This window comes from Acidimicrobiia bacterium, from assembly GCA_030584185.1.
GTDB lineage: Bacteria > Actinomycetota > Acidimicrobiia > Spongiisociales > UBA11373.
Genome location: CP129495.1, coordinates 372,429 through 385,591, shown reverse-complemented (window position 1 = coordinate 385,591; position 13,163 = coordinate 372,429). Strand labels below are relative to the sequence as shown.

The window sequence follows — 13,163 nt, the reverse complement described above, 5'->3', positions numbered from 1 at the left end:
CGAAGGCTTCAGTGGGGGAGGGCTGGGGAGGCCTCGGCCCGGCTCGTGGGCTTCACCCCTTGCGGCGTCAACCTGCGTTCGAGAAGGACGAAGGCGCCCTCGGTGAGGACACTGAGCAGCGCCACCAGGACGGCACCGGAAAAGATCTGCACTCCATCGCGCACGGCGAACCCGTCGATGATGAAGCGTCCAAGCCCCCCGTATGCAACCAGGGCACCGAGGGGGGCCGTCGCCACCACCTGGACGGCGGTCACTCGCAGGCCGGCCAGCACCACCGGCGATGCGATGGGGAGCTCCACCTCGAGGAGGATCTGCCGCTCGCTCATTCCCATTCCCCGCGCTGCGTCGACCGTCTCGGGTTCGATCGATCTGATGCCGGCATGGGTGTTGGTGAAGATCGGTGGCAGTGCCAGGGCGAACAGGGCCACGAACGTAGGAAGGAAACCGAGCCCGCTGTCGATGAAGGGGACGGCGTCCGCCAGCCGGATGGTGAACGGGAGGGCCAGAGCGATTATCCCGAACGACGGCAGGGCGCGACCCACGTTCACCAGGCTCACCGCCAGCGTCCCGCCCCGCCCGGTGTGGCCCAGCCACGCCCCCAAGGGCAGGGAGACCGCCGCTGCCGCCAGGAGCGCCGTTCCCGAGACCACGATGTGCTCCCATGTCCGCACCAGGTACCCGGTCGACCCGTCCCAGTTGTCGACGAACCAGCGCGCCACGTCGGCGATGAACTCGATCATGCGGGCCTTCCCCTGCGCGCCCAGGGGGTCGCCAAACGCTCGGCGCCCAGAAGCAGTAGATCGACACCGGTGGCGAGCACCACCGAGAGCGCGGTGCCGACGATGATCTCGGTCTCGAAGGACCGGCTCAGGCCCCGGAGGATGAAGAAGCCGAGGCCACCCTGACCGATGAGGGCGGTGACGGTCACCAGGCCGATCGTGGTGACCGCAGCCACGCGAATCCCGGCGATGACCACCGGAAGTGCCAGCGGGAGCTCCACTCGCCAGAAGAGCCGCTGCGGGCCGTAACCCATCCCCTCGGCAGCCTCCCGTACCGCCGGGTCGACGCCTTCGATTCCGGCGAGGATGTTGCGGGTGAGGATCAGCAGCGTATAGGAGACCAGGCCGATCTCGGCGGTGAGGATCCCGAAACCGGTCATCGGGACCAGGAAGGCGAACAGCGCCAGCGAGGGGATGGTGTACAGGGCTCCGGCACTCCACGTGATCGGCCCCCGCATACCCGGGAACCGCAAGATGGCGCCCGCCAACGCCAGCGAGACCGCCAGTCCGACGCCGAGGGCGATGCCGGTGAGGGCGAGGTGCTCGACGACCCGTCCTCCGATGTCGTCCCAGTGACCCCGAATCCACTCCCAGTCGAGTATCGGTGTGGCGCTTGACAGGGCTCCGATCATGAAGCCACCTGGCGGGCTATCGCATCGGCGGTGACCATGCCCAGGTAGCGGTCGCCGTCGAACACCGGAGCCACGCGGGTGTGAGACCCGATCACGGTGTCGAGGGCTCGTCGCAGCGAGTCGGCTCGATCGAGGCGGGTGGCGAACGGCCGCAGCGACACCGAACCCAGACCGCCGGTGGCCGGGAGATCGGATGCCCACGCCCAACCCGCCAGCCCGCTCCCGTCGGCGACACCGAACCAGTCGACGTCGTAGCGCTCCATGCAGGCGCGTGCCGCCTCGGCCGTGGCGTCGGGAGCGACCACCGGCCCCACCTCCAGGGGGATGGCGGACACCGGGATCAGCGAGAGCCGCCGCAGGCCTCGCTCGTCCCCGAGGAAGCCGGCCACGAACCCGTCTGCAGGCCGCTCGAGGATCTCGGCGGGCGTGGCGTACTGATGCAGCGCTCCACCGGTTCCCAGGATCGCCAGGCGATCTCCCAGGCGGATCGCCTCGTCGAGGTCATGGGTCACCATGACGATCGTCTTGTGCAGCCTCTGCTGCAGCCTCAAGAGCTCGTCCTGGAGCCGCTCCCGCACGATGGGGTCGACGGCACCGAACGGCTCGTCCATGAGTAGCACGGGCGGATCGGCGGCGAGGGCGCGCGCCACTCCCACCCGCTGCCGCTGGCCACCGGAGAGCTCGGACGGGAAGCGGTGGATCAGATCCGGGTTCAGCTCGACGAGTGCCATCAGCTCGGCGACACGCTCCCGGATCCGGTTTCGATCCCACCCGAGCAGGCGCGGCACGGTGGCCACGTTGTCGCCGATCGTGCGGTGGGGGAAGAGACCCACCTGCTGGATCACGTAGCCGATGCTCCGCCTCAGCTCCGGGGCGGCGCGGGCGGTCACGTCCTCGCCGGCGACCTCGATCCGCCCCCGGGTCGGTTCGACGAGGCGGTTGATCATCTTGAGGGTGGTGGTCTTCCCACACCCCGAAGGTCCGATCAGGACGACGATCTCACCCTCGGCGACATCCAGGTCGAGGGCGGTCACGGCGGGCGTGTCGCTGCCGGGGTAGTCCTTTCCCACCCCCGCCAGCCGGATCATCGGTGTCTGTTCGACGGCCTCGGTCGCCACCGGGCGAGACTAGGAGGTCGGCGTCTCCCACACCGCGGCTCGATCGGGTGTCGGGTCAGAAGGCGGCGGCCAGGTCCGCCGCCCGGTCGGTTCGCTCCCATGGGAAGTGCCCCGCCGGTTGGTCGGGGTTCCTTCCGAAGTGCCCGTGGCACGCCGTGGGCAGGAAGATCGGCCTGCTCAGGTCGAGGGTCTCGATGATGGAACGCGGGGTCAGCGACCCGAACACGTCGCGCAGGGCGCTTTCGATCTCCTGTTCGGCCACCCCGGCAGCGGTGGTGCCCTTGCAGTCCAGGGTCACCATCGTCGGCTCGGGCCTGCCGATGACGTATCCGAGGCGGACCTCGCACTCCCTGGCCAGGCCGGCAGCCACCACGTTCTTGGCGATGTAACGGGCCATGTAGGAGGCCGAACGGTCGACCTTGGTGGCGTCCTTCCCGCTGAAGGCGCCGCCCCCGTGCCTCGCCCAACCCCCATAGGTGTCGACGATGATCTTGCGACCGGTGAGGCCGGTGTCGCTGGCAGGACCGCCGATAGAGAACTGCCCGGTGGGGTTGACCATGACCTGCGTCTCGGTGGCGAGCAGCTCGCCGAGCACCGGTTCCAGGATCCGCGCTCTCACCTCCTCGGCGAGCAGGTCCTGACGGTCGTCCCACGACGGCCCGTGCTGGGTGGAGAGGACGACGGAGTCGAGGCCTGTCACCTCGCCTGCTTCGAAGGCGACAGTGACCTGACTCTTGGCGTCGGGCCCGAGTTCGGCGATCTCCCCGGACATCCGCACCGCTGCCTGGCGCTCCACCAGGGCGTGGGCGAGCACTATCGGCAGGGGCATCAGCGAGGGCGTGCCCGACATGGCGTAGCCGAACATCATCCCCTGGTCTCCGGCGCCCATCTCGGCGCCCCGATCGACCCCGCGGGCGATGTCCGGGCTCTGCCGCTGGATGGCGATCGTGATCGGTGCCCTATCGGCATCGAATCCTGCCGCCTTGGTGTAACCGATCTTGCGCAGTGTCTCGCGTGCGATCGCCTCGTGGTCCACCGCTGCAGTCGAGGACACCTCGCCGGCGATCACGGCGAAGTCGGCGGCGAGCATCACCTCGCAAGCGACCCTCGCCTGCGGATCCTGGGCGAGGACTGCGTCGAGGACGGCGTCGGAGACCTGGTCGCAGGCCTTGTCGGGATGGCCCATGGCGACCGACTCGCTGGTGAAGAGCGTACGACGAATTGCGGCTACCTCGAGGTTCGAAACGGCAGGCTAGCGGGCGGGCTCGGCATCACCCGTTTCGGACCAGCGGTCGACATGGATGGCACCCCGGCGACGGCCCCTTCGCAGTGATGACGACGGCGGGTGATCTGCTCCCGGTCCCAGAGTCACCAGTCCGACGAGGAGGGCCTCTTCCGGCAGGCCGAGCAAGGGGCGGGCACCGCCGGTGGCGTGGCCGCCGAGGAACCCGGCGGCCAGGCCCTCGTCGACGGCGGCGAGCAGGACTCCCATGAGAGATGCCCCGGCGTCCACCCACCACCAGGGGATCGGTTCGAGGGCGGCAGGGTCCTTGCCGGGCTCGGCGTAACGATCTCGATAGCGCCCCGGCTCCACGCATATGGCGAGGATCGCCCCGGCCGTCGACAGCCAGGGCTGCCGGCCGCGGCCGATGTTGGCGGGCTCGCCGCAGGCGGCGGCGATGGCGGCGATCCGCTCCCTGTCGGAGACCAGGATCACCGACACGCCCTGGGCGAATCCCGCCGAAGGAGCACGAAGTGCGGCGGCGGCGACCCGCTCGGCGGTGCCGGGAGGCACCGGCTCACCGGTGTGACGCCTCACCATCCGGCGGCGCCGGAGCGCCTCTCGGAACTCCATCAGATGGTCTCGAGTGCGGCTTCCAGGTCGGTCAGGGCCTTCTTGGCGTCGGAGAAGAGCATCTGGGTTCCTTCTGCGTAGAACAGCGGATTGTCGATCCCGGCAAAGCCCGGAGAGAGGGAGCGCTTCACCACGACCACCAGCCGGGCACGGTCCACCTCGAGGATGGGCATCCCGTAGATCGGACTGCCCGGATCGTCGCGTGCCGCCGGGTTGACCACATCGTTCGCCCCCAGCACCAGGGCGACGTCGGTGCGGCCGAGAACGGCGTTGGTCTGGTCGAGGTCGAGCAGCTGGTCGTAGGGGACGTCGGCCTCCGCCAGCAGGACGTTCATGTGCCCGGGCATGCGCCCGGCGACGGGATGGATGCCGTAGAGCACCTTCACGCCCCGGCGCTCGAGGGCGGTGGCGACCGAGCGGAGGTCGTGCTGCGCCTGGGACACGGCGAGGCCGTATCCGGGCACGACGACGACCGTCTCGGCGAAACCGACCGCGATCGCCAGGTCGTCGGGAGTCGTGGAGCGCGCTGCCCCGCCGGCTGCGGCGCCTCCGCCCCCGCCGTCGCCGCCGCCGAACGCCCCGAACAGCACGTTGGCCAGAGAGCGATTCATCGCCTCGGTCATGAGACTGGTGAGGATCAGGCCGGACGCTCCGACCAGGGCGCCCCCGATGATGAGGGCTTGATTCTGGATGACGAATCCGGCGGCCGCCGCAGCCAGGCCCGAGAGCGAGTTGAGCAGGGCGATCACCACCGGCATGTCCGCTCCACCGATCGGGATCACCGCCAGGATGCCGAGCACCAAGGCGATGCCGCCCGTGGCCCAGAACGCCCAGGCCGCCCCATCGGCGACCACCCACGCCGACAGCCCGGCGCCGGCGAGGAAGAGGAGCAGGTTGAGCGGCTTCTGCAGCGGGTAGGTGATCGGGGAGCCGCCGATCAGGCCCTGGAGCTTGGCGTAGGCGACCAGGCTGCCGGTGAAGGTGATGGCCCCGATGAGGACGGAGAGCGACATGGTGACCAGCACGTCGACCGGGGCACCGACGGCGCCGATGCGGGAGAACTCGGCTCCGGCCACCAGGGCGGAGGCGAGCCCACCGAAGCCGTTGAACGCCGCCACCAGCTGAGGCATGGCCGTCATCTGGACCCGGACGGCGAGCACCGTTCCGACGACCGCCCCCACGGCAATGCCGGCTCCCACCAGGACCCACGAGACCTCGGCGTCGACGAGGGTGACGACCACGGCGAGCAGCATTCCCAGGGCGGCCACGGCGTTGCCGGATCGGGCGGTACGAGGGGAGCCGAGGCGCTTGAGCCCGACGATGAACGCCACCGCCGCAGCCAGGTAGAGGAGCGTCTGGGTCTCGGCGCTCACCTGGTCTCCCCGTCGTTCTTCCGGGGCCGGCGGAACATCCCGAGCATCCGGTCGGTGACCAGGAAGCCTCCCACCACGTTGACCGTGGCTGCGGCCACCGCCACCACGGCGAGCGTCGAAGCGAGGGCGTCGTTCTCGATCCCGGTGGCCACAAGTGCCCCGACCAGGCTGATCCCGGAGATGGCGTTGGAGCCGGACATCAGCGGCGTGTGCAGGGTGGGGGGCACCTTGGTGATCACCTCGAACCCCACGAAGGCGGCGAGCACGAACACCACCACGCCGACGACCAGCGGATCGAGCATCAGCGTGCCCCCTCCAGTGCCGCCAGCACCCTGGGATCCTGTACGGACCCGTCGCGGGTGACGCACACCGCAGCTGCGATCTCATCCTCGGGATCGATGACGAGGGCACCATCCGTGATCAGGTGGTCGAGCAGCGCCACCAGGTTCCGGCCGTACATCTCGGAGGCGTCGCCGGCGGCACCGGAGGCGAGATCTGTCGGGCCCAGCACTGTGACCATCCCCACCGAGACGGCTTCGTCGGCGATGGTCGCCTCGCAGTTCCCGCCGGTGGAGGCCGCCAGGTCGACCACCACTGCCCCGGGACGCATCGCTTCGACCATGGCGGCGGTGACCAGCAGTGGCGCCCGCCGCCCCGGGACCTGTGCCGTGGTGATCACCACATCCGACTCCGCCACCGCGGCCGCCAGGGCCTCCTGCTGCGCGCTTCGGGTGGCGTCGTCGACCTCGGAGGCGTACCCGCCCTGACCCTCGGCAGCAGCCTCGACGGGCCCGCCCACGAACCGTGCTCCGAGGCTCTCCACCTGTTCGCGTGCCGCCGGCCGAATGTCGTATCCGCTGACGACCGCCCCCAGCCGGCGCGCCGTGGCGATCGCCTGGAGGCCGGCGACCCCGGCACCGAGGACCAGTACGCGGGCGGGTCTGATCGTGCCGGCAGCGGTCATGAGCATCGGGAACATTCGGGGAAGCACCGAAGCGGCGAGGAGGACAGCCTGATAGCCGGCGACGGTCGCCTGACTGGAGAGGGCGTCCATCGACTGGGCGAGCGTGGTGCGGGGGACGAGTTCCATCGCCAGGGCGGTGACACCCGTTGCCGCCACCGCTGCCATGCCGGCGGGGTCTCCCAGCGGGTCGAAGAAGCCCGCGGCGGCTTCGACCCCGGCGACGTCGGCCGCGGTGAGGGGTCCCACTCCGAGGAGCAGTTCGGCCCGTGGTGGTGCACCGGCGAACACTTCGGCTCCGGCGGCGACGTAGTCGGCGTCGGGAAAGGCGGCGCCGGCACCGGCCCCGGCGGGAACCAGGATCCGATTGCCCATCTCCACCAGACGGCGCGCCTCGCGGGGGGCGACGGCGACGCGTCGTTCCCCCGGACGGCCCTCGAGGTGGATGCGGATCAGCATCGGGTGGAAGGCTAACGGCTGCTGGAGGGGTCCCGATCAGTGTTCGGCGAACCAGCCCTTGGGTCCGCTGTCGATCAGCGCATCGGCTGCCGAGGGTCCCCACGAGCCGGCCTGGTAGCCATGAAGCGGCATGTCCTGGTGAGACAGCGGAGCGAACAGCCGCCAGGACTCCTCCACCTCGTCGTGTCGCACGAAGAGGGTCTGGTCGCCCTCGACGACGTCTGCCAGCAGCGTCTCGTACGCCTCGGGGATGCGGCCGAACTCCTCGGCGTACGAGAAGCTGAGGGCGATGCGCTGAGCCGATGTGGCGCTCCCGGGACGCTTCACATCGATGTGGAGGGAGAAACCCTCGTCTGGTTGGAGCACGAGTCGGAGCACGTCGCCGGCGCCGAGGCAGTCGTCGACCACGGAGTGGAACAGACAAACCGGCGGGCTGCGGAAGACCACGGCGATCTCGGTGAGGTGCCGCGCCATAGCCTTCCCGGTCCTCAGCAGGAACGGCACGCCCTGCCATCTCCAGTTGTCGATCCAGACCTTGATGGCGGCGTAGGTGGGTGTGGGCGAGTCGGACGCCACTCCCTCGTGGGCGCGGTACCCGGGCGTATGGGCCGTGGCGCCCGTTCCTGCTCCGTACTGACCCAGAACCACGGCCCCGGCAGGGATGTGGCGGATCGAGCGCAACACCTTCACCTTCTCGTCGCGAACGGCGTCGGCGGCGAAGGTGGACGGCGCCTCCATGGCGACCAGCGTGAGCAACTGGGCGAGGTGGCTCTGCACCATGTCGCCGATCACCCCGGTCCGGTCGTAGTACTCGCCCCTCTCCGAGGCATCGAGCTCCTCGGCGACCGTGATCTCGACGCGTTGAACCCGGTCCCGGTTCCATGAGGATTCGAACAGGGGGTTGGCGAAGCGAAACACCAGGAGGTTCTGGACGGTCTCCTTCCCCAGGTAGTGGTCGATCCGGTAGACCTGCTCCTCTTCGAAGTGGTCGTGGATGGTCTCGTTCAATGTCTGCGCCGACTCGAGGTCGGTTCCGAACGGCTTCTCGACCACCAGCCGGCACCAGCCTGCCCCCCGAGCCAGTCCGGCACGGCCGATCCGTTCGATCGTAGGGCCGAAGGCGGCAGGCGGCAGCGCCAGGTAGAGGACCCGGTTGCCTCGGGTGGCCCCATCGGATTCGATCCGGGCCACCTGTTCGGCCACGGCGTCCAACTCCGAGTGGCGTGGCACCGACCGGTACCAGACCCGCTCGTGCGCCCACCGCTTCGCCGCGGACTCCTCGACCCCGGCATCCATCAGCGCCCCGGCGACCCACACCCGGTACTCGTCGGTGTCCATCTCCGCCCCCGCCACCCCGAGAAGGCGACAGCCGGGCTCGGCGAGCAGCGTAAACAGGGCGGGCAGAAGCTTGCGGCGGGCGAGGTCGCCGGTGCCGCCGAACACCACGAACAGGTGGGCGTCGTGGGTCATGCCTCGTAGGAGCCGGCGGTGACCTCTCCGCCGCGACCGGTCCAGTCGGTGTGGAAGAACTCACCCCGGGGGCGATCGACGCGTTCGTAGGTGTGGGCGCCGAAGTAGTCGCGCAGTGCCTGGATCAGGTTGGCGGGTAGGCGTCCCGAGCGGTACGAATCGAAGAAGGCCAGGGCCGACGAGTAGGCAGGCGTGGGGATCCCGGCGCCCACCGCCGCGGCCACGGTGCGGCGCCAGCCGGGCTGGGAGTGTCGCACCGCCTCCGTGAAGTACGGCGCCAGCAGGAGGTTGGCCAGCCCGGGCTCATGGCGGTAGGCGTCCCGAATCGGCTCGAGGAAGGCGGCCCGGATGATGCAGCCCTGGCGCCACAGCAGTGCTATTCCCCCCAGGTCGAGGTGCCATCCGTGCTCCCTGGATGCGGCGGCGAGCAGCATGAATCCCTGGGCGTACGCGACCACCTTGGATGCGTACAGGGCGGCCTCGAGGTCGGCGATCGCCGCCGGTCCGGAATCGATGGAGCCCGGCGCGTCGGGGAAGCGGCCCTCGGCAACGAGCCGCTCGTCGATGAGCGACGATACCGCCCTGGCGAACACGGCCTCGGCGACGAGAGTCACCGGCTGCCCCTCCCTCAGGCCCTCCTCGACCGTCCACCGTCCGGTGCCCTTCTGCCCGGCGGCGTCGAGGATCGACTCGACCAGGGGTGCACCGTCGACCTCATGGCCGAGTACGGCGGCAGTGATCTCGACCAGGTAGGAGTCGAGCCGGCCCCGGTTCCAGTCGGCGAACACCTCCGCCATGGCGGTGTGGGGGAGCCCCATCCCGGCGCGCATCACGTGGTACGCCTCGGCGAGCAGTTGGATGTCGCCGTACTCGATGCCGTTGTGGACCATCTTGACGAAGTGACCGGCCCCGCCGGGGCCCACCCAGTCACAGCACGGTGTGCCGTCGGCAACCTTGGCGGCGATCGCCTGGAGCATCTCGCGTACCTGCGGCCAGCCGGCGGCGTTGCCCCCGGGCATGATCGAGGGGCCGTGACGGGCTCCCTCTTCACCGCCGGAGATTCCGGCCCCGATGAAGGCGATGCCCCTGGCCGCCATCTCTTCGACCCGACGCGCCGTGTCGAGATAGTGGCTGTTTCCTCCGTCGACGATTACGTCGCCAGGTGCCACGAGTGGTGTCAGTCCAGCGAGGACGGCATCGACCGCCGGGCCCGATTTCACCATCATGATGATCCGCCTCGGGCGCACCAGCGCCGCCACCAGGTCGGCGAGGGTGTCGGCACCGGTGACGGTGTGGCCTGCCGCCGGTCCTGCCAGGAACTCGGCGGTTCTGGTCGTGGTCCGATTGTGGACCACGACCGAGTAGCCCTTGTCGGCGAGGTTTAGTGCGAGGTTCTGACCCATCACGGCCAGGCCGATGAGTCCGACGTCGGCGGTCACGACGCTCCTTGGAATGGGCCGTCAGGCTAACCGGAGGAGGGTCCCCCGGGGAACGCCGGCATGCGGCGGGCATCCAGCCAGTCCATGATGAACTCGCCGAGGTCGCGGCCCGCCACCTCTGAGGCCACGGCGATGAAATCCTCCGTGGTGGCGTTTCCGTACCGGTACCGGTCGTGGTACTCGGTGAGTATCTGGCGCATCGTGGCGTCGCCCACCTCCACCCGGAGTGCATGGAGTGTGAGGCCGCCTCGCCAGTAGACATCGGCCCCGAAAAGGTTGGCCACTCCCGGGTCCGATATCGCCCCGGCCGTCTGTTCCAGGACCGAGTGGAGGCTGGATGCGTAGGCGGTCATGACCGCCGTCCCCTCCGTGTGTTCCAGCCAGAGAAGCTCGGCGAACGTGGCGAAACCCTCGTTGAGCCAGACGTCCATCCAGCGCGAGGGAGACACGCTGTCCCCGTACCACTGATGTGCCAGCTCGTGGGCGACGGTCGACTCGTCGAGGGCGAGGCGTCCCATCATGCTCATCGTCTGGTTCTCCATCGCCCCGGGGAAGCCGGTCACGACCACGTGCCCGTAGCGATCGAACGGGTAGGGCCCGAACCACGACTCGAAGAGTGAGATCATCTCGCCGGTGCGCTGGAATGATGAGGGAACGGTGTCGCCGAAGTCGACCGGGAGGTAGTCGCGCAGGATGATGCCGCCAGGGCCCTCGGACTCGACCCTGCGGTACTCGGAGACCGCGAGCAGCGCCAGGTAGGTCGCCATCGGGGAGTCCATCTCCCAGGTGAACGTCGCCATTCCCCCTGCGGCCGACTCGGAGACCAGCTCGCCGTTGGATACGGCGACCAGACCATCGGGCACGGTGGCGGTGATGGTGAACGTCGCCTTGTCGGAAGGGTGGTCGTTCCCGGGGAACCAGGTGTGTGCGGCATTGGGCTCGGCGAAGACATAGAGCCCGTCGGAGACGACGGTCCATCCGGCTTCGATTCCGATCGACTCGAGGAGGCGCAGCTCCGGTGTGCCGTGGTACTCGACGGCGACCGTGAACCCCTCGCCGGCACCGATGGTCGTCGGGAGTGTGATCACCAGGTCTTCCTGGTCGCGTGTGTACTCGGCCGCCGTCCCGTCGACGGTGAGAGCATCGATCTCCAGCCCGACGAAATCGAGCGTGAACACCGACAGGTCGGTGAGTGCTGTGGCCTCGATCACGGTCTCGGCGGCTGCGATGGCCGACAGGTCGGGGCTGGTGGTGAGGGTGATGGCGTAGTGGTCGACATCGAGTCCGGGACTGCCGAGGAGGGGGAAGTACGAGTCGCCCACACCGGAGGCGGAGACGCCGGGCGTGACCTCGGTTGTGGAGGTTGTCTCCCCGGCGGTGACGGGAACGGTCGAGGTTGCCATCGGACTCGGGGAGGTCGTGACGGCACCGTTCGAACCGGTGGAGCAGGAGGCGAGGAGCGCCATCATCGCTATGGCAAGGGGGAGCCGGGGCATCGGCCGGAAGATACTCGCTGCCGGCGCTACCAGATCAGCCGCCTCCCTTCCGGGGTGATAGCGTCGGGCGATGAGGTTCCAACCTCGTCACCTGTACCGCAGGGCCCTGGAGGCCGCACGCGACGCCCTGGCGCGGATGGAGCCCGACCGGGTGCCCCAGCCGCTTCAGGTCGTCGCCAGAGGCGAGCTCACGCCTCCCCGCCAGATCCGCCTGCTCGAGGCGATCGACGAGCACACCTGGCTGCGCGAGAAGGCCTTGGAGCAGTGGTCCGATGCCGGCAAGGCACTGGAGGGTGGAGCCGAAGAGGCGTCGGCGCTCCTTCTGGTGCGGCCCCCGGGGTGGGAGCTGAGGCTCGCCGAGTTCGGTTGGAAGGCTGGGGCGGCGGCGGGGGTGCGCCAGGCCGAAGGTGCGGACCAGAAGAGGGCCGCCTCCGAGGAGCGCGCGGTCGTGATGAAGCGGGAGCTGACCGCCGCCCGCAAGAAGCTGGCGGATGCCGAGGCGCGGGAGCGTGCCCTGCGGCGAGAGGCGGGCGCTCCGGTTCGCGCCGAGAGAAAGGGGGAGGAGGCTCTCAAGGCGGAGATCCTGGCCGTGCAACAGCGAGCAGCAAAGGACGGCGATCGTCTACGCGCCGAGATCGCAGCCCTCGTCGATGCCAACGACCAGGCGCGGACCGCCCTCGACCGCGAGCGCCGACTGCGTCGTGAGGCGGAGGAGCGAATCGAGCCGCCCGAGATCCTGCCCGGCCTCGGCATGGCCGGCCTGGAGCTGGCGCGTCGCCTCGACCTGATGGAGATGGCGGCGGGGGTGGGGGATCGGGGTGAGCCGCCACACGGCGTTGCCACCCATCCCGTGGAGGTGCCGCCTTCGCTGCCCGCGGGTGTCGGGCCCGAAGAGGCAGAGGCGGTGGCAGCGGTCCTCTCTCACCGCCCTCGAATCCATCTGGTGCTCGATGGGTACAACCTGGGCTTCGCCCTCATCGAGGATGGAACCGAACCGGACCTGCCTCTGATGAGGCGGCGTGTGGAGCTGGTCGCCCGCAGGCTGCAGTCGGCGGCCGGCCGGCGGCATGTGACAATCGTGTTCGACTCACCCTCCGAGGCTTCGGAGCACGATGCTGTGCCGGGCGTGACCGTTCGATTCACCGAGCCGGGAGTGACCGCCGACGAGGAGATCGTGGCCATGGCGGCGCCTGGCGTCGTGGTGGTGTCCAACGATCGCGCCGTACGGGAGGCGGCGGCCGAGCGTGGAGCCTTGACGCTGTACTCCACCGCGGTGGCGAACTGGGAGCGGGAGCGCCGCTGAAGGTCGGGTGAACGCCAAATCCGTCACACCTCCGTCCTACCTTCACCCTTGTCAGCCGAGGAGGAGGCAGATCGATGCGGATCGATTGCGACGAGTGCGCCCTGCAGCACAGCGAGGCATGTGGCGACTGCGTCGTCGGGCACTTGCTCGAACGATGGCCGGGCCCGGTCGATGTGGATCGTCATCAGGTGATCGCCCTCGAGGCCCTCGCCGAGGTCGGTCTCGTACCGCGCCTGCGCCTGGTGCGCCGCGCCGTCAACGAGTAGGCGGTGCCTAGC

13 protein-coding genes are annotated in these 13,163 nt (G+C 69.5%); 2 read left to right on the top strand and 11 right to left on the bottom strand.

The window, feature by feature from the left end:
• Window positions 1-8: 8 nt before the first annotated feature.
• The 11 genes from QY307_01985 to QY307_01935 all read right to left on the bottom strand — a co-directional run bounded on the left by QY307_01985 (window position 9) and on the right by QY307_01935 (window position 11,582).
• Window positions 9-740 (bottom strand): ABC transporter permease, encoded by a 732-nt coding sequence (locus QY307_01985; GenBank protein ID WKZ83045.1) that lies wholly within the window; start codon window positions 738-740, stop codon window positions 9-11.
• On the bottom strand, window positions 737-1,411 hold the full coding sequence (locus QY307_01980) for an ABC transporter permease (GenBank protein WKZ83044.1): 675 nt from the start codon (window positions 1,409-1,411) through the stop codon (window positions 737-739). Before QY307_01980 ends, QY307_01985 begins: the two co-directional genes overlap by 4 nt.
• Entirely contained in the window at window positions 1,408-2,529 is a 1,122-nt protein-coding gene (locus QY307_01975; protein WKZ83043.1) for an ABC transporter ATP-binding protein, read from the bottom strand. The genes QY307_01980 and QY307_01975 overlap by 4 nt, the downstream gene beginning before the upstream one ends.
• A 55-nt stretch (window positions 2,530-2,584) precedes the next feature.
• A complete protein-coding gene (gene metK / locus QY307_01970; GenBank protein WKZ83738.1) occupies window positions 2,585-3,751 on the bottom strand; it encodes a methionine adenosyltransferase in 1,167 nt (388 codons plus the stop codon).
• 30 nt (window positions 3,752-3,781) lie between these two features.
• Entirely contained in the window at window positions 3,782-4,384 is a 603-nt protein-coding gene (locus tag QY307_01965; GenBank protein ID WKZ83042.1) for a nitroreductase family protein, read from the bottom strand.
• Window positions 4,384-5,757: an NAD(P)(+) transhydrogenase (Re/Si-specific) subunit beta gene (locus QY307_01960; protein WKZ83041.1), complete on the bottom strand. Its 1,374-nt coding sequence runs from the start codon at window positions 5,755-5,757 to the stop codon at window positions 4,384-4,386. Before QY307_01960 ends, QY307_01965 begins: the two co-directional genes overlap by 1 nt.
• Window positions 5,754-6,059, bottom strand: coding sequence for an NAD(P) transhydrogenase subunit alpha (locus tag QY307_01955; protein WKZ83040.1), 306 nt, complete (start codon window positions 6,057-6,059; stop codon window positions 5,754-5,756). The genes QY307_01960 and QY307_01955 overlap by 4 nt, the downstream gene beginning before the upstream one ends.
• Window positions 6,059-7,177: an NAD(P) transhydrogenase subunit alpha gene (locus QY307_01950; protein WKZ83039.1), complete on the bottom strand. Its 1,119-nt coding sequence runs from the start codon at window positions 7,175-7,177 to the stop codon at window positions 6,059-6,061. Before QY307_01950 ends, QY307_01955 begins: the two co-directional genes overlap by 1 nt.
• Before the next feature lie 36 nt (window positions 7,178-7,213).
• Window positions 7,214-8,647, bottom strand: coding sequence for a glucose-6-phosphate dehydrogenase (gene zwf / locus QY307_01945; GenBank protein ID WKZ83038.1), 1,434 nt, complete (start codon window positions 8,645-8,647; stop codon window positions 7,214-7,216).
• Complete coding sequence (gnd, locus tag QY307_01940; GenBank protein WKZ83737.1) at window positions 8,644-10,050, bottom strand: decarboxylating NADP(+)-dependent phosphogluconate dehydrogenase; 1,407 nt, start codon at window positions 10,048-10,050, stop codon at window positions 8,644-8,646. Before gnd ends, zwf begins: the two co-directional genes overlap by 4 nt.
• Window positions 10,051-10,112: 62 nt before the next feature.
• Complete coding sequence (locus QY307_01935; GenBank protein ID WKZ83037.1) at window positions 10,113-11,582, bottom strand: M1 family metallopeptidase; 1,470 nt, start codon at window positions 11,580-11,582, stop codon at window positions 10,113-10,115.
• A gap of 70 nt (window positions 11,583-11,652) precedes the next feature.
• On the opposite strand from QY307_01935, the gene QY307_01930 reads away from it, so the two are divergent.
• Both QY307_01930 and QY307_01925 read left to right on the top strand, forming a co-directional pair.
• The gene (locus tag QY307_01930) at window positions 11,653-12,885 is read left to right on the top strand and encodes an NYN domain-containing protein (GenBank protein WKZ83036.1); all 1,233 of its coding nucleotides are present in this window, start codon (window positions 11,653-11,655) and stop codon (window positions 12,883-12,885) included.
• Between the two features lie 74 nt (window positions 12,886-12,959).
• Window positions 12,960-13,151 carry a hypothetical protein gene (locus QY307_01925; protein ID WKZ83035.1) on the top strand — a complete coding sequence of 64 codons (192 nt, stop codon included), beginning with the start codon at window positions 12,960-12,962 and terminating at the stop codon, window positions 13,149-13,151.
• Window positions 13,152-13,163 lie beyond the last annotated feature (12 nt).